12 protein-coding genes are annotated in these 16690 nt (G+C 70.5%); 7 read left to right on the top strand and 5 right to left on the bottom strand.

Translation table 11 applies throughout. The features are described 5' to 3' along the window. Nucleotides 1-22 precede the first annotated feature (22 nt). Nucleotides 23-817: an AraC family transcriptional regulator gene (locus AB4Z48_RS14415; RefSeq protein WP_441614992.1), complete on the bottom strand. Its 795-nt coding sequence runs from the start codon at nt 815-817 to the stop codon at nt 23-25. After that, nucleotides 801-1745: a DMT family transporter gene (locus tag AB4Z48_RS14410; protein WP_441614990.1), complete on the bottom strand. Its 945-nt coding sequence runs from the start codon at nt 1743-1745 to the stop codon at nt 801-803. Before AB4Z48_RS14410 ends, AB4Z48_RS14415 begins: the two co-directional genes overlap by 17 nt. 210 nt (nt 1746-1955) lie before the next feature. On the opposite strand from AB4Z48_RS14410, the gene surE reads away from it, so the two are divergent. Both surE and AB4Z48_RS14400 read left to right on the top strand, forming a co-directional pair. Further along, a complete protein-coding gene (gene surE / locus AB4Z48_RS14405) occupies nt 1956-2729 on the top strand; it encodes a 5'/3'-nucleotidase SurE (protein WP_441614988.1) in 774 nt (257 codons plus the stop codon). A 77-nt stretch (nt 2730-2806) separates the two neighbouring features. After that, on the top strand, nt 2807-3721 hold the full coding sequence (locus AB4Z48_RS14400) for a LysR family transcriptional regulator (RefSeq protein ID WP_441614986.1): 915 nt from the start codon (nt 2807-2809) through the stop codon (nt 3719-3721). 148 nt (nt 3722-3869) lie between these two features. On the opposite strand, the gene AB4Z48_RS14395 is transcribed toward AB4Z48_RS14400, so the two are convergent. The 3 genes from AB4Z48_RS14395 to AB4Z48_RS14385 form a co-directional block, all read right to left on the bottom strand. Beyond that, nucleotides 3870-4073, bottom strand: coding sequence for a hypothetical protein (locus tag AB4Z48_RS14395; protein WP_441614984.1), 204 nt, complete (start codon nt 4071-4073; stop codon nt 3870-3872). Between the two features lie 274 nt (nt 4074-4347). Then, a complete protein-coding gene (locus AB4Z48_RS14390; protein ID WP_441614982.1) occupies nt 4348-4596 on the bottom strand; it encodes a nickel-binding protein in 249 nt (82 codons plus the stop codon). Nucleotides 4597-4638: 42 nt separating this feature from the next. After that, nucleotides 4639-7902 carry an ATP-binding protein gene (locus AB4Z48_RS14385; RefSeq protein WP_441614980.1) on the bottom strand — a complete coding sequence of 1088 codons (3264 nt, stop codon included), beginning with the start codon at nt 7900-7902 and terminating at the stop codon, nt 4639-4641. Nucleotides 7903-8117: 215 nt separating this feature from the next. On the opposite strand from AB4Z48_RS14385, the gene AB4Z48_RS14380 reads away from it, so the two are divergent. From AB4Z48_RS14380 to AB4Z48_RS14360, 5 genes are all read left to right on the top strand, one after another. Continuing rightward, nucleotides 8118-9173, top strand: coding sequence for a class I SAM-dependent methyltransferase (locus AB4Z48_RS14380; protein WP_441614978.1), 1056 nt, complete (start codon nt 8118-8120; stop codon nt 9171-9173). A gap of 146 nt (nt 9174-9319) precedes the next feature. After that, nucleotides 9320-10342: a helix-turn-helix domain-containing protein gene (locus AB4Z48_RS14375; protein ID WP_441614976.1), complete on the top strand. Its 1023-nt coding sequence runs from the start codon at nt 9320-9322 to the stop codon at nt 10340-10342. Between the two features lie 138 nt (nt 10343-10480). Next, entirely contained in the window at nt 10481-11971 is a 1491-nt protein-coding gene (styD, locus tag AB4Z48_RS14370; protein ID WP_441614974.1) for a phenylacetaldehyde dehydrogenase StyD, read from the top strand. A 218-nt stretch (nt 11972-12189) separates the two neighbouring features. Continuing rightward, a complete protein-coding gene (locus AB4Z48_RS14365) occupies nt 12190-14379 on the top strand; it encodes a PQQ-dependent dehydrogenase, methanol/ethanol family (RefSeq protein ID WP_441614972.1) in 2190 nt (729 codons plus the stop codon). Nucleotides 14380-14574: 195 nt separating this feature from the next. Then, complete coding sequence (locus AB4Z48_RS14360; RefSeq protein ID WP_441614970.1) at nt 14575-16605, top strand: TonB-dependent receptor family protein; 2031 nt, start codon at nt 14575-14577, stop codon at nt 16603-16605. The last annotated feature ends 85 nt before the right edge of the window (nt 16606-16690 follow it).

The raw sequence follows: 16690 nt of genomic DNA, 5'->3' as shown, positions 1-16690 counted from the left end.
CTTATGCGATGTGCGTGATGCGCTATGCGCGCGCGCCGGCGCTGCGCCATGCGCCCGGCGGCATGCCGAAACGCTGGGTAAAGCGGCGCGTGAAGGTGGTCTGGTCGGGAAAGCCGAGCATCAGCGCGATGTCTGCCAGGCCCTGGCTGTGGTCGGCAAGCAGGTGCGTGGCGTGGTCCAGCCGCAGGCGGGTCTGGTAACGGTGCGGCGTGTCGCCGAAGGCTTCGCAGAACAGGGTGTGGAAGCGCCGCACGCTCCAGCCGAAATGGGCCGCAAGCTGGCCGGCGCCCAGTGGCGCGTCGAGATGCCGGCGCAGGTAGGCGTCGATCTGCGCCACGGGAAAGGGGGCGAACTGGCCGCGTCCCGGCACGCCCAGGCCTTGCGCCAGGTCGCCCGCAAGCACGGTGGCCAGCTGCCAGTGATATTGGCGGGATGTGCTTCGACCCGGGGCTTGCGGCAGGGCGGCAATGCGCCGCACGCGCTCGGCCCAGCTATCGGCGACGGCAAAGGCCCGGGCGTGCCCGGTCAGCGCCGCGGGCAGCGCCAGCGAGCCCGGCGGCACGTCCAGCACCAGCTGGCGGTTGTCCGGCAGGCCGAGGAAGTCATGGCGCTCGCCAGCGGGGACGATCAGCCCGCTGCCGCGATCGAGCCGGTGCAGGTGGCCATCGATCTCCAGCTCGCTGGCGCCGTCCAGGCCGAACAGGACCTGGGCGTAGCCATGCCGATGCCAGTCTGGCTCCGGCTCGTAGATACGGGTCTCCACCAGCGGCGCCGGGCCTGCCAGCGAGGGTGCGGCGGCTTTATCGCGCGGTGGCATGGCCGGTACTTCCGCGCGGCGCGGCGCGCTGGCTGGTCTGGCAAAGCCACACCCCGAGCCCGGCCACGGCGAGCCCCAGCAACTGCAGGGCGCCAAGCCTGTCGCCGAACAGCAGCCACGCCTGCAGCGCGGCCAGCGGCGGCGCCAGGAACATCAGCGAGGCGGCGGTCGCCGCCTGGCCGCGCCGGACGATGCGCAGCAGGAGATAGGTGCCGGCGCCGGAAAGCACCAGCGCCGCCCAGCCCAGCGCCGACCACAGGGCCAGGCCGGGCTGCCAGTGCGTCTCCCCGAGCAGCCAGGCCAGCGCGCCGGCCACCAGGGCGCCGCCCACGTTTTGCCACGCCGAACTGGCGCGCAGGTCGGCCGTGGCAATCGAGGTCTTCTGCAGGATGGTGCCCATGGTGATGGAAAGGATGGAAAGCAAGGCCACCAGCACCACCCAGGGCGAGACCGGGCTCGGCGCGCTGGCCAGGGTGGCGGGAGCCACCACCAATACTACGCCGAGCGAACCCAGCGCAAGGCCGCCCCAGCCCTGGCGCGACGGGAACTCGCCCAGCAGCGGGATCGCCAGCAGCGCCGTCAGCAGCGGCTGCAAGGCCCCGAGCAAGGCCATCGCCGAAGGCGCAAGCCCGTGCGCGATGGCCCAATAGCCGCCGCACAGATAGCTGCCGTGCAGCAGCGCGCCCGCCAGCAGGTGTTTCGGGACGTCGCGCAGTGCCGGCCAGCGCGCGCCGCCGGCCAGCGCGACAATCGCGAACATCAGCGCCGCCAGGCCGAAGCGGGCCAGCAGGAACAGGCTGGGTTGCGCCACCGGCACGATGGCCCGGCCCACGATGAAGCCGGTCGACCAGATCAGCACAAAGCCGAGGCTGGACAGCCAGGAAGAGGACAGCCAGGAAGAGGACAGGGGGAAGCGGGAGGGCGACATGGCATCGGCGCGGCGAGGCGCGCAAGGACAACGACGCGCGCAGCTTAGTGGGCCCGCCGCCGCGCCGTCTTGGCAAATCCGGCAATCGTGGCCAAAGGCCTTCGCTCACCGGCGAGCCGGCCGGCGCGGCCTGGGTTTATAGTTGCCGCTGGATTTTCGCCGGCGGCATTGCCGCCACGCCTTTCACCCTTGCCCATTTTTCCTCCGCCCATGTCCGAACCCCTGCTGGATCGCGTCCTCCTCACCAATGACGATGGCATCGATGCCCCCGGCCTGGCCGTGCTAGAAGCCGTGGCCGCCACGCTGGCGCGCGAAGTCTGGGTCGTCGCGCCCGAGCACGACCAGAGCGGCACTTCCCATTCGATCAGCCTGCACGCGCCGCTGCGCTTCAGCCAGCAAGGCGAGCGCCGCTTCGGCGTCAGCGGCACGCCGGGCGACTGCGTGGTCATGGCCGCGCGCCACCTGATGGCCGACGCCCCGCCCAGCCTGGTCCTCTCCGGCATCAATCGCGGCGCCAACCTTGGCCTCGAGACCGTGTTCTCCGGCACCGTGGGCGCCGCCATGACCGGCATCCTGCTGGGCATTCCGTCCATCGCGCTGAGCCAGGCTTTCACCGACCGCAACGCCGTGCGCTGGGAAACCGCCCGCGCCCTGGCCCCGGACGTCATCCGCCGCCTGCTCGCCGCCGGCTGGAGCGACCAGGCCTGCCTGAACGTCAACTTCCCCGACGTCGATCCCGATGCCGCCGGCCCGCTCACCGTCACGCGGCAGGGCCTTGGCCTGGTCAAGGACATCGCCGTGCGGGCGCATGTCGACCCGCGCGGCATTCCCTACCACTGGCTGCAATTCTCGCGCGCGCCGCGGCCCGACACGCAGGACAGCGAAGCCGTGGTGATCGGCCGGGGCGGGATTTCGGTGACGCCGCTGCGCTTCGAGCGCACCGATGACGAGGCGGCGCAGGGGCTGGTGGGGCGCCTGGCCTGAGGCAAGGCGCGTGGTGCAGGATCGGCTTTGGTTTGATAATGTGGCAATTCTGCATGCCCTTATCAATCCAGCTTTGAATGTACTCACTCGACGACCTCAAGCTCTTCGTCCGCACCGCCGAGCTTGAAAACCTCTCGGCCGCGGCGCGCGAGCTCGGGCGTACGGCCGCCACCGCGAGCGCGGCGCTGATCCGCCTGGAGCACCGCCTGAGCGCGCGGCTGTTCGCGCGGACCACCCGCCGCATGCGGCTGACCGAGGAGGGGCGGGTGTTCCTGGAGGCGGCGCGCAAGGCGCTGGCGGCCCTCGAGGAGGGCGAGGGCGCGCTGGCGGAGCAGCGCGAGGAACTGGCCGGTGCGCTGCGGCTGTCGGCGCCGGCCGACCTCGGACGCACCTTGCTGCGCGGCTGGCTGGACGATTTCCTGCTGGCGCACCCGCAGCTTTCGCTGGAGCTGTCGGTGGGCGACACGCTGGCCGACCTGTATCGCAGCAACGTCGACCTGGCGGTGCGGGTGGGATGGCTGGAGGATTCCGGCCTGGTGCGACGCCAGCTTGCGCTTACGCGTCGCGTGGCGGTGGCCGCGCCGGCCTATCTGGCCGCGCATGGCACCCCGGCTTCGCCCGAAGCGCTGGCGCAGCACCAGATGCTGTGCCTGGCGCCCGGCGGGCAGTCGCGCATGCGCTGGCCGTTCCGGTCGCGGCAGGCGCGGCTCGAAGTCGAAGCGAGCGGGCGGCGCACCAGCGACGACGGCGCCGTGGTGCGCGACTGGGCGCTGGCGGGCCACGGCATCGCGTTCAAGAACTGGTTCGATGTGGCCGCCGACGTGAGCACCGGGCGCCTGGTGCTGCTGTTTCCCGGCTGGTACGAAGACAGCATTCCCCTGCAGCTGGTGTTCCTGCAGAGCCGGTTTCCATCCTACCGGCAGCGACGCCTGATCGAGTTCCTGCAGGTCCGATTTGCGGCGTTCGACACGGAGTACCCTTTCCCGGGCTAGCTTTCCCGTCGCATCCGCGCTCCGTGGCGGGCGGTTCGCAGTGGCGCGATATATATCGCAACGTGATGTAAATGGGGCGCGATTCGACGACGGGAAGCGACGCTGCGAGGGGATCGCCGGGCCGCTCGCGCGCCCGGCATTGTCTGTTTCACTGGCTTGCCGCGCGCCCGGCTCCGAGGTCGCGCCACAAGGACGCGTCGTGCGATCCGGTCTCGCCGAAATAGCAGAGTATGGCGGTGCCGCTCCCGTATTCGGTGTCGCGCACGGTGAACGCACCCGACAGGCAGATGAACATGGTCATGCCAGCCAGGACGGCAAGCAGGCACAGTGTAAGTAGCGACAGTTTTTGCATGGCTAACCTTCAGGCGGTCATCGGGGGCGCGGGAGCCGGACCCATCGGCGCGCATCCCGTTCGTCAATAGCCGCTTGCCTGTCTGTTTTCTCCGTGGGGCACGGTTGTCAGAAGCGGCGCTCCTGCACCATTACGCATTTCTCGTGCCGGAGGCGGTGGTGGGGAAAAAGCACCACGTTGTGCGCCAGGAGCGGCCTGCCGCCAGCAAGCTGTTGGCCGCCGGCAGACAGGTTTTGCGCATTGTGTGCGTTGCGCGGCGACAGCGTGGCGCCGCTCACTCCACCACGTCGCCAACCCATACGCGGTCGAAGCTGGCCGCGGCCTCGTGCTGGATCTTGCGTACCGTCTCGGCGTCCGCGGCYTCGTACTCGCAGACCATGCGCTTGCGGTCGGAGGCGATCAGGCTGCGTTTCCAGGTGACGTTGTAGAGCGCGAGGCACGGGCGCTCGCGGTCGGCCACGATCTTCATGTCCTCATCGGACTGGGGCGTGGCAAAGCTGCGTTCAACGATGATGCGTGACATGGCGGGACTCCTTGCCGTGGTGAAAACATCCATGCCTCTAGGCTAGTGTCCCAGCGTTGGCGCGAGCGTTGGAATGGCTCGGCATGCCTGAAGGGCACGATCCAGCGCCGCCGCGGCGCGCGCGCTGCAGCGGTGCCCGGTCAGCAACCAGCGCAGCTCGCCCAGCAGCGCCGCCGCGCCTGCCGCATCGCCGGCCGCGGCGGCCAGCTGCGCCAGGCAGGCCGTGGCGACCGCCATCTCGGTCAGCCTGCGCACGGCGCGGGCAGCTTCCAGCGCCTCGCTTGCACAGGCGTGGGCCGCGTCCCGCTGGCCCTGTCCGAGCGCGATTGCCGCTGCTGCGTTGAGTGCGTAGGCCAGGTGTGCCTTGTCGTCCATCGCACGCAGCGCCGCGTGCGATGCCGCCAGCACGCCCGCGGCCTCTGCCCGTTCTTGCTCACCATCCGTGCCGGGCCGCAGCGCGGCCAGCGCGCCGAGCGCGCGGGCGAACGGCGCGTCGGCCTCGTCGCATTCGGGTGCCGGCGAGCCATCCGCCGCACCCGGCGTGCGCATGCGCTGGGCGGCCCGCCCGATCTCGGCGCAGCACGCCGTGACGTCATCGAAGCGGCCGAGCTCGAAGGCAATGGTGGCCAGCCAGACCAGGCATTCGTACTCGCGCCAGTGATCCTGGCGCTGCCGGGAGAGCGCAACGGCGCAAGCGACGTGCCCATGCGCGGCTGCCAGGTCACCGTCCACGCGGGCCAGCAGGCCGTGGCCCCACATCAGTTCCGTCACCTGGAGGTCGAGCGTGTCGGCGAGCGGGTCGGCCTCGGCCAGCATGGCGCGCGCGCGCGGCAGGTCGGCTTCCACTTCGAGCAGGCAGCGGGCCGTGTTGGCGAGCTGCTGGCAGCGCGTGGCGGCATCGGCCTTGCGCGTCATGCGCTCGGCCTCCAGCGTGCACTGGCGGGCCCCCCCGGTGTCGTTGCGTTGCTGGTACAGCCACGAGAGGATATGCAGGCCCGCCGCGGCCTCCTCGTGCAGCGACAGGGCCTGCGCGGCGCCGATGGCGTCTTCCAGCGCGCCGCACAGCGCGGGCAGCCGCCGTGCACCGGCTGCCGTGGCGGCCACGGCCCGCAGCTTCAGCAGTCCGATGGCCAGGCGCACGCGGGCGGCGCCCGGCGGCAGCTGTCCGAGCTGCGCGAGGCCGCGTTCGGCCACCGCCGCGGCCTCGTCGTTGGCATACACGCACAGGCAATGCTGGCCCGCCGCCAGGCAGGCCTGCGCGGCCAGCGGCGCATCGCCGGCAAGGCTGGCGTGGTGGGCCAGCTCGCCATGCAGGCGGGGGTCGTCCGCGCAGGCCGCGGCCAGTTGCTGCGCGATCAGGCGATGGATTTCGCGGCGGCGCGGCGGGGAGATGGCGCGGTAGGCTGCCTGGCGCACCACATCGTGGCTAAAGTCGAAATGGCCTTCGCCGGTGGGCTTGAGCAGGCCGCGCCGCTCCAGCTGCGAGAGGCTGTCGAGCATCTGGGCGAGCGGCACACCCGAGATATCCGCCAGCAGCCTTGGCCGCACTTCGCGCCCGAGCGCGGAGGCACGCGTGAGCAGCTCGTGCGCAACGGGATCGAGCGCGTCCAGGCGCTCTGCGATCAGTGTGTCGAGCGTGCGGCGCGGCAGGCGGCCGTCGCCGGCATCGTCGCGCGCCGGCTGGCGCGCGCGGGCGAGCTCGATGACGAACAGCGGATTGCCGCCGCTGTCGCGCGCGACCGCCAGGGGATCCATCGCGGCGCCTGCCGGGCCGAGCAGGGCCGCGACATCGGGCGCTTCCAGCGGTGCCAGCGGCATGCGCAGCAGGCGTGCCTCGCGGGCAAGCGAATGGAGCATGCCCTTGGCCCACGGATTGTCGTCGATCTCGCCCGAGCGCGCGGCGCCGGCAAAGATCATGCGTGCGCCGGGCGCGAGCGTGCGGCACAGGAAGTGCAGCAGGGCCGCGGAGCCCTCGTCGAGCCAGTGCAGGTCATCCAGCGCCAGCGCGAGCGGCTGCGCGGCGGCGAGCGCTTGCAGCAGGCTGGCTGCGGCACCGAACAGCTGCTCGCGGCTGCCTTCGCGGACGGTGCCGGCCATGCTGGCAGGGTTGCCCGCGCCGGTCGCCAGCAGCGGCGCCGCGAGCTGCGCGGCGGCCGGCACATCGTCGGCGCCGATGCCACGCAGGGTATCGAGCCAGAGCCCGTAGGGCCGCACCATCTCGGCCTCGTAGCAGCGGCCGCGGAGCACGCGCAGGCCGGCAGCCGCGGCGCTGGCGGCGAAGTGGTCGAGCAGCCGGGTCTTGCCGAGGCCTGGTTCCCCGAGAAAGAGCAAGAGCGCCTGCCTGTCCGCGCCGCCGGCGACAAGGCGCGCGATGGCCCGGCATTCGGACTGCCGTCCTGTCAAAGGCATTGACTGCGGGTCGGGCTCCGGATCGGGCTGCGGATCGGGCCGTGCAGCGACAGGGGCGTCGGCCAGCCCGGCCAGCTCGGCAGCCTGCGCGTCGGTGCCCGATGCGCCCAGGGCGTGCATTTCGCGGCGCGCATGGTGGATGGCTGCATCGAGCGGTCCGCCGGCCGGCGCTGACAGCTCGCGCCGCAACATGTCGCGCGCATAGGTGTAGTGCTGCTCGGCATCCGGGTAGCGCCCGGCCGCTGCCAGCAGGGCGACCAGCGTGGCGTGCGCGGATTCGGTGAGCGGATCGGCGGCCACCATGGCCCGGCCGTAGGGCAGGGCCAGGGCAGGCGTGGCGTGCAGGCGTGCAACCAGCTCGGCGAGCACGGCCCGGCGCAGGGCGTCGTAGCGCTCGCGCCGCGCCGTGCACCAGTGATAGAAGCGATAGCAGTTGGCCAGGTCCAGGCCGGCGAGGAATTCGCCCTTCAGCAGGGCGGCTGCTTCCTCCAGTGCGGCAAGCGATGTTGTCTGCGGCCCCGCGGCAAGCAGCACGTCGACGCGCGCGATGTCGATCGCCGCACCGTGCGCGGCAAAGGCCACGCGCTCGCGGTCGGCAACCAGCCTGGTGATGCCGCCCGCGCCAGACACGCCCGCCTGGTCCACCAGCGGACGAAGCTTGGTGAGGCTCCAGCGCAAGGCGGCGCGCGGGTCGTCGGGGCCTTCCCAGAGCAAGTCGCACAAGACCTGCCGCGATTGGGCAGTGCCCTCGGCCACCAGGTAGCCAAGCAGGGCGCGGGTGCGCCGGGAGGCGGGCAGTGTCAGCGGGGCGCCCTGGCGGGTCACGCATACATCACCCAGCAGGCGGATTTCCAGGCCGGCGATGGTCTGCGCTGAAGCGAGATCGGTGGCCCTCACGCTGCTGCCTCCTGCCGTGATTCCAACCGTGATTCCAACGATGCCGGCCGATATTGGATGCGGTAGGGCGCGCCAGCGGGCCTGCGGCACCGCGATGCCGCGCCGCACCGGCAGCGCTCCCAGAAAAAGTAGCACACGGGTAGTGCCACCGCCAGCGGCCCGTGGCCGCCCCGCGGTCGCCCCGTCTCCTCCCACCCGCCATCAAGGAGTCCGCCATGGCACTCGACGAAAGCAAGCTGAACGCATTCATGGGCAACTTCGTGCACGATCTCGGCGCCGTGATGCACGCCGCGACCATCGTGGTCGGGGACAAGCTCGGGCTGTACAAGGCGCTGGCCGGCAAGGCGCTGAGCGCGCAGGAGCTGGCGCACGATACCGGCACCGATGCGCGCTACGTGCGCGAGTGGCTGTCGGCCCAGGCCGCCAGCGGCTTCGTGGAATACGATCCGGCCACCGGGCAGTTCCACCTGAGCGAGGAGCAGGCCTTCGCGCTGACCGTGGAAGGCGGGCCGGCCTTCATCCCGGGCGCGTTCGAAATCGCCGTGGCGCAGTTCAAGGCCATTCCCAGGATCATCGAGGCATTCCGCTCCGGCGCCGGCCTCGGCTGGCACGAGCATGACGCCGCGCTGTTCCACGGCACCGAGCGCTTTTTCCGGCCCGGCTACGCCGCGCACCTGGTGACCGACTGGATCCCGGCGCTGGAGGGCGTGGGCGCGCGCCTGGAAGCGGGCGCCAGCGTGGCCGACATCGGCTGCGGGCACGGCGCGTCCACCATCATCCTGGCGCAGGCCTATCCCAACTCCACCTTCCACGGTTTCGATTACCACGAGCCCTCGATCCGCTATGCCGGCGAAGCCGCGCAGCGCGCCGGCGTGGCGGACCGGGTCACGTTCGAGGTGGCCAGCGCCAAGGACTTCCCCGGCAGCGGCTACGACCTGGCGGCGATGTTCGACTGCCTGCACGACATGGGCGACCCCGTGGGCGCCTCGCACCATGTGTGGAACAGCCTCAAGCCCGATGGCACCTGGATGATCGTGGAGCCGTTCGCGCAGGACCGGCTCGAGGAGAACCTCAATCCCGTGGGGCGCATCTTCTATTCGGCGTCCACCTTCATCTGCACGCCGGCTTCGCGCGCGCAGGAAGGCGCGATGTGCCTTGGCGCGCAGGCGGGCGAGCAGCGCATCCGCGAGGTGGTGACGCGCGGCGGCTTCCGGCATTTCCGGCGGGCCACGGAAACGCCGTTCAACCTGATCTACGAGGCGCGCCCCTAGCGCAGGCGAAGCCGTGCGGGCCTTCGGCCGGGTAATTGTTCCCATTGTCTGCCTACCGGCTTTCCATTAGGCTTGTGATCCGCTTTCGGCCCTGCCGGCACGACGGTTTCACCGCCGCCGGCAGCCCCGGTCCCTGGAGATGCCCGATGCCAGCCGTGCAATGCCTGCCGCAGATCTCGTCCCGCATGAATGGCCTGAGCTTCGAGCAATGGCGCCAGGCGATCGACACCAGCTTCCTGCCGCTGGAATATTCGCGCCAGGGCAGCGGACGTTTTCATTGCAGCTTCAGCTATGCGCGCTTCGGCGCCTGCGCGGTGGCGGACCTGGAGGTCGACGCGCATCGCGTGGCGCGCGAGCCGCGCCACGCGGCGGCATCGGATGCCGGCTTCTTCAAGATCTTCTGGCAACTGAACGGGCACAGCCGCGTGGCGCAGCGCGGCAACGAGGCTGCGCTCGGCGCGGGCATGTGGTCGATCTACGATACCGCGCAGCCCTACAGCATCGAAATGGGTGAGCGCAGCCGCGTGCTGGTGTTGCTGGTGCCGCAGGAGCGCGCTTTCGGCTGGCGCGACGCAGCCGCGAGCCTGGGAGGCCAGGCCTTGCCGGGCGAAGGGGCGGCGCGCATCGCGGTATCGGCGCTGGGCGCGCTGCTCCATGACACCTGTGCCGGCCACCTGCTGGATCACCAGGGCCAGACCGTGCTGCAGGATTCGGTGGTATCGCTGATGGAAACCGCGCTGCAGGGCGTGCATGCGGCGGCCCGGCCGGCCGCCGGCGATGCGGCCGGCGCCGCCATGGCGAGCCACCTGGGCGAGGGGCGCCTGCACCGCCTGGCCGAGTTCATCGATGCCCACCTGCATGATCCCGAGCTCTCGGTGCAGCGGCTGGCCTCGGTGCTCAACGTTTCGCGCCGCACGCTGTACAACCTGTTCCGCGAGGCCGGCCTGACGCCCCATGCCTACATCTTGTCGCGCCGGCTGCGACAGGCCGCGCAGCGCCTGTCCGGCGAGGCGGGGCGCAGCATCACCGAGATCGCCTTCGCGCTCGGCTTTGCCGATGCCGCGCATTTCAGCCGCGTGTTCCACGAGCGCTTTGGCATGAGCCCCTCGCAATGGCGGCAGCGGCATGCGGGCGCCGCCCGGCCCGCCCGTGTTGCGCTGCCGCACTGATCCGCGCCATTCCCTGCTTCACGCGCGCTTGCACGCATCGGCAAGCATTGTGCACGGCCAGACAAGCCACGCCCCAAGGCGCGATGCTAACTTCGTTCTCCACAACAAGGCGCAAGCCGACATCCACCGGAGACGAAGATGAATGCACCCAAGGAAGCCCGCAACAACCTGGATCAGGCCATCCGCAATGCCATGCTGATCGACGGCGAATGGCGCCAGGCCGCCTCGGGCGAGACCTTCGCCGTGTTCGATCCCGCCACGGGCGAGGCGATCGCACGCGTGCCGGCGGGTGGCGCGGCAGATATCGATGCCGCCGTGGCCGCCGCCGCGCGTGCCTTTGCGGGCGGCGCCTGGCGCGCCATGGTGCCGGCCCAGCGCGAGCGGCTGCTGCTCAAGCTCGCCGACCTGGTGGAACTGCACGCCGACGAACTGGCGCGGCTGGAGACGCTCAACAACGGCAAGCTGCTGGCCTTCGCCCAAGGGCTGGAGGTGGCAGGCAGCGCGCAATGGCTGCGCTATATGGCGGGGTGGGCCACCAAGATCGAAGGCAGCACGCTCGATATCTCGGTGCCGTTCCCGCCGGGTACGCGCTATAGCGCTTCGACGCGGCGCACGCCGGTGGGCGTGGTGGGCGCCATCGTGCCGTGGAATTTCCCGCTGCTGATGGCGGTGTGGAAGATCGCGCCGGCGCTGGCGTGCGGCTGCACGGTGGTGCTCAAGCCGGCCGAGGAGACGCCGCTGACTGCGCTGCGGCTGGCCGAGCTGGCGCTCGAGGCGGGATTCCCGGCGGGCGTGTTCAATGTGGTCACCGGAGACGGCTCGACCGGCGCGGCGCTGGTCGGGCATCCCGGCGTGAACAAGATCACCTTCACCGGCTCCACCGAGGTAGGCCGCCTGATCGGGGCGCGCTGCGGCCAGGATATCCGCCGTGTATCGCTGGAGCTGGGCGGCAAGAGCCCGGTCATCGTGCTGGACGATTGCGATCCGGCAAACGCCATCGCCGGCGCGGCCGCCGCCATCTTCCTCAACCAGGGGCAGGTGTGCACGGCCGGCTCGCGCCTCTACGTGGCGCGCCGCCACTACGAGCAGGTGGTCGAAGGGCTGGGCAAGGTGGCCAACGCCACGGTGCTGGGCTCCGGGCTCGATCCGGCCAGCCAGATGGGGCCGCTGGTGTCGGCGCGCCAGCGCGACAAGGTCATGGGCCTGATCGGCACGGGGCGCAGCGAAGGCGCGGAGATCATCGCGGGCGGCACCGCGCCGGACCGTCCAGGCTATTTCGTGCGGCCCACGGTGGTGGCCAACGCGGCCTGCAAGGACCTGACGCTGGTGCGCGAAGAAGTGTTCGGGCCGGTCGTGGTGGCCATGCCGTTCGACGATCCGCAGGCTGTCCTGGCCGAGGCCAACCGCTCGGAGTACGGTCTCGGCGCCAGCATCTGGAGCAACGACCTGCGCGCCGTGCAGCGCCTGGTGGACGGGCTCGATGCCGGCACGGTCTGGGTCAACACGCACAACATCGTCGACCCCAATATGCCGTTCGGCGGCTACAAGGCGTCTGGCGTGGGCCGCGAGCATGGCTACTCGGCCATCGAGTCCTATACCGAGCTCAAGTCGGTCTGCATGGCCTACTGAGGGGCGCCGCCGCGCACCCGGCCTTTGCCGGGCGACCGGGCCGACGCCCTGCGGGTAATCCCGGGTATTTAAAAGGTGCGCGGTACGCACATGCTTAGGCCTGCTGCATGCGGCAGCGTGGCGGAGGAGGTCCGCCATGCTGCCGGCCCGCGGCCCCGGCAGCGCCTTTCGCATCCCCCCGAAGAATAAGCAAAAAAGCACAAGAGAGAGGAGACACGATGAGCCACGAATCCATGCGGGTTCTGTCATGCATTCTGTCGCGCGTTCTGCCGCGCGTTCTGTCACGCCATCGGCGCGCCGCGAGCGTGCTGCTGGCGGCTGCCGCGGCCGTGACGATGGCCGCGCCGGCCGCCGCGCAGGGCAAGCCCGCGGCCCGGACGGCCACGCCCGACCATATCCGCGCCGTCACCCGCAGCATCGACGGCGCCTTTATCGAGGCCAACGCAGCCAGGACGCCGGACTGGCCCAGCTATGGCCTGGATTACGCCGAGACCCGCTTCAGCCGGCTCTCCCAGATCAATGCCGACAACGTCAAGGGGCTCGGGCTGGTCTGGTCCTACAACCTCGAATCCACGCGCGGGGTCGAGGCCACGCCGCTGGTGGTGGATGGCATCATGTACGTCACCGCCTCGTGGAGCGTGGTGCATGCGGTCGACACGCGTAGCGGCAAGCGGCTCTGGAGCTTCGATCCCAAGGTCGACCGCTCGCTCGGCTACCGCGGTTGCTGCGATGTGGTCAACCGCGGGGTGGCGCTCTACCAGGGCAAGGTGTTCGTCGCCGCCTATGACGGCCGGCTGATCGCGCTGGACGCGTCGAACGGCCGCAAGGTGTGGGAGAAGGACACCATCATCGACCGCAAGCATTCCTACACCATCACCGGCGCGCCGCGTGTGTTCAAGGGCAAGGTCATCATCGGCAACGGCGGCGCCGAATACGGCGTGCGCGGCTATATCACCGCCTACGATGCCGGCACCGGCGAGCAGAAGTGGCGCTGGTTCACGGTGCCCGGCGACCCGTCGAAGCCGTTCGAGGACGAATCGATGGCGCAGGCCGCCAAGACCTGGGACCCGGCCGGCAAATGGTGGGAGGCTGGCGGCGGCGGCACCGCGTGGGACACGCTGGCCTTCGACCCGGAACTCAATCTCATGTACGTCGGCACCGGCAACGGCTCGCCGTGGTCGCGCAGCAAGCGCAGCCCGTCGGGTGGCGACAACCTGTACCTGGCGTCCATCGTCGCGCTCGATCCGGATACCGGCAAATACGTCTGGCACTACCAGGAAACGCCGGGCGACAACTGGGACTACACCTCCACCCAGCAGATGATCCTGGCCGACCTGAATATCGGCGGGCAGGCGCGCAAGGTCATCCTGCACGCGCCCAAGAACGGCTTCTTCTTCGTCATCGACCGCACCGACGGCAAGTTCATCTCGGCCAGGAACTTCGTCGACGTGAACTGGGCCAGCGGCTACGACCAGAACGGACGCCCGGTCGAGTTGCCGGCCGCGCGCCAGGGCGACAAGCCCTACGACGCCATCCCCGGCCCTTACGGCGCGCACAACTGGCACCCGATGTCGTTCAATCCGCAGACCGGCCTGGTCTACCTGCCGGCGCAGCATGTGCCGCTGAACCTGATGGACGACAAGAACTGGACCTTCAACGGCGGCCAGCCCGGCCAGCCGCACGGCAACGTGGGCTGGAACACGGCCAAGATCCTCAATGCCGAACCGCCCGCCAGCAAGCCCTTCGGCCGCCTGATCGCGTGGGATCCGGTGCAGCAGAAGGCGGTATGGACCCAGGAACAGGTCTCGCCGTGGAATGGCGGCACGCTCACCACGGCGGGCAACCTGGTGTTCCAGGGCACGGCGGACGGGCGCTTCATCGCCTACGACGCCACCAGCGGCGCGAAGCTGTGGGAGTCGCCCACCGGCACCGGCGTGATCGCGGCGCCGGTCAGCTATATGGTGGACGGCAAGCAGTACGTGTCCGTCGCGGTGGGCTGGGGCGGCGTGTACGGCCAGGCGCAGCGCGCCACGGACCGCCAGGGGCCGGGCACGGTGTACACCTTCGCGATAGGCGGCAAGGCGCCGCTGCCGGCCTTTGCGCAGTACCGCGCGGACCAGTTGCTGTCGGGCGTGAAGTACGATCACGCCAGTGTCGCCGCCGGCACCGCGCTCTACGTCAGCAACTGCGTGCTGTGCCACGGCGTGCCGGGGGTGGACCGCGGCGGCAATATTCCCAACCTGGGCTATATGAACACCGCCTATATTCAAAATCTGGACAAATTCGTCTTCAAGGGGCCCGCCATGGCGCGCGGCATGCCGGATTTCACCGGCAAGCTGAGCATGGAGGACGTCGAGAAGATCAAGGCGTTCATCCAGGGCACCGCCGACGCGATCCGGCCCAAATGAGACGCTGCGCGACCCCTGGCGGAATGCGGCAACGGCGGCAAGGGATCCGATCAACGAACGCAGGGCGGGCACATGGTTGGTGACGGGGCGCGCGGCGCGCAGGGCGGCAAGCGGGTGTGCGGGCTCGCCCGGCCACGCGCGGGGCAGCACCGGTGCCCTCGGCCCCTGCATCGCCTGTGCTGCCTGGCTGCTGCCATGCTCGCCGCGGGTTCGGGAGGCGCCTTTGCCGACGACACGCTGCCCGACGTGGTGGTCAGCGCCAGCCGCGCCGAGCAGAAGCGCTTCGACGCGCCGGCCGCGATCGACAGCGTGCCGGTCGATCCCATGGCCGCCCCCAGCCCGCTGGTCAACCTCTCGGAGTTGCTGACCGGCGTGCCGGGCGTGGCGGCACGCGAGCGCCAGAACTATTCGCAGGATCTGCAACTGGCCGTGCGCGGCTTCGGCAGCCGCTCCACCTTCGGCGTGCGCGGCGTGCGGCTGTTCGTCGACGGCATTCCCGCCACCATGCCGGACGGCCAGGGGCAGGCTTCCACCTTCGATCTCAACAACGCCAGCCGCATCGAGGTGCTGCGCGGCCCCTTCGCGCAGATGTACGGCAATGCATCGGGCGGCGTGGTGCAGGTCTTCACGCCCGATCCGCCCAAGGCACCGATGGCGCGCGCCTCCACCGGCTTCGGCTCGGACGGGCAGTGGACGACCGGCGTCACCGTGGGCGGCGGCAACGACAAGATCGGCGCCGTGCTCGACGCCTGGACCTTCGAGACCGACGGCTACCGCGACCACAGCGCGGCGCGGCGCCGCCAGCTCAACGCCAAGGTAGTGGCCGAACCGGTGGACGGCACCCGGCTCACCGCGCTGCTCAATATCTTCGACCAGCCGCAGGCGCAGGACCCCCTGGGCCTCACGCGCGCGCAGGCCGATGCCAACCCGCGCCAGTCGGTGCCGCTGTCCACGCAGTTCAACACCGGCAAGACCGTCAGGCAGACCCAGGGCGGGCTGGTGTGGGAGCAGCGCCTGGGCGAGCGCGACCGCCTCGAAGCCCGCGCCTACGGCGGCACGCGCGCGCTGACCCAGTACCTGGGCTTCAGCGGCGCCGCCCCGACTTCGGCCGGAGGCATCGTCGACATCGACCGCAGCTTTGGCGGGGCCGCGCTGTCCTGGCACCATGACACCACCTTCGCCGGCCTGCCGCTGACATGGAGCGCCGGCGCCGAGGCCGACGGCATGCACGACGCGCGCACCGGCTACGTCAACCAGAACGGCGTGCAGGGCGCGCTGCGCCGCAATGAGACCGACACCGCCAGCAGCTACGGCGCCTACGCGCAGTTCGACTGGACCTGGCATCCCGCATGGCGGCTGGTGGGCGGTGTGCGCGCCAGCCGGGTCAGGCTTGGCATCGACGATCATTTCATCACCCCCGCCAGTCCCGACGACAGCGGCACCAACACGTACAACAACGTCAGCCCGGTGCTCGGGGTGGTCTGGCAAGCGCTCGACTCCGTCAACGTCTACGCCAACCTGGGCCGTGGCTTCGAAACCCCGACGCTGACCGAGGTGGCCTACGGCCCCAATGGCGCCGGCACCAACCTGGGCTTGAGCCCGTCCACCAGCCGGCAGGGCGAAATAGGCGTCAAGTGGCAGGGCACGAACCAGCGCGTCGAAGCCGCCCTGTTCGGCGCCGCGAGCCACGACGAGATCGTGCCGCTGTCCAACGACAACGGCCGCAGCGTGTTCCAGAACGTCAACGGCGTGCGCAGGCGCGGCTTCGAGCTGGGCTGGCACGGCAGCTTCGGGCCAGCCCAGCGCTTCGGCACCGGGCTGGCCTACACCTGGCTCGATGCCTATTTCGGCGACGCCTTCCTCAACGCCCAGGGCCAGACCGTGGCCGCCGGCAACCGGCTGCCCGGCACCGCGCGCCACAGCCTGAACCTCGAGGCCACCTACCGCCCCGTGGCCGGCCTCACGCTGGGCGCGGAAATGCACGTGGAAGGGCGCGTCTTTGCCGACGACCTCAACACCCAGGCCGCGCCCGGCTACGCCAGCTTCAACCTGCGCGCCGGCTACGCCTTCCGCATGGGCCGCACGCGCTGGTTTGCGTTCGGCCGCATCGACAACATCACCGACCGGCACTACATCGGCTCGGTGATCGTCAACGAAAGCAACGGCCGCTATTTCGAGCCGGCGCCGGGGCGGCGCTTCTTCCTGGGGCTGAGGGCGGAGATCTGAGGCGGGGCTTCGACGCTCGCCGGGCGAGGCCGGTGCGCGAGGGCGGGGCGGTCTGGCAGGACCTGCCGCGCAGGCTACACTACAG

The organism is Cupriavidus sp. 2TAF22 (genome assembly GCF_052115045.1).
Taxonomy (GTDB): domain Bacteria; phylum Pseudomonadota; class Gammaproteobacteria; order Burkholderiales; family Burkholderiaceae; genus Cupriavidus.
This window is presented reverse-complemented; position numbering and strand designations above follow the sequence as displayed.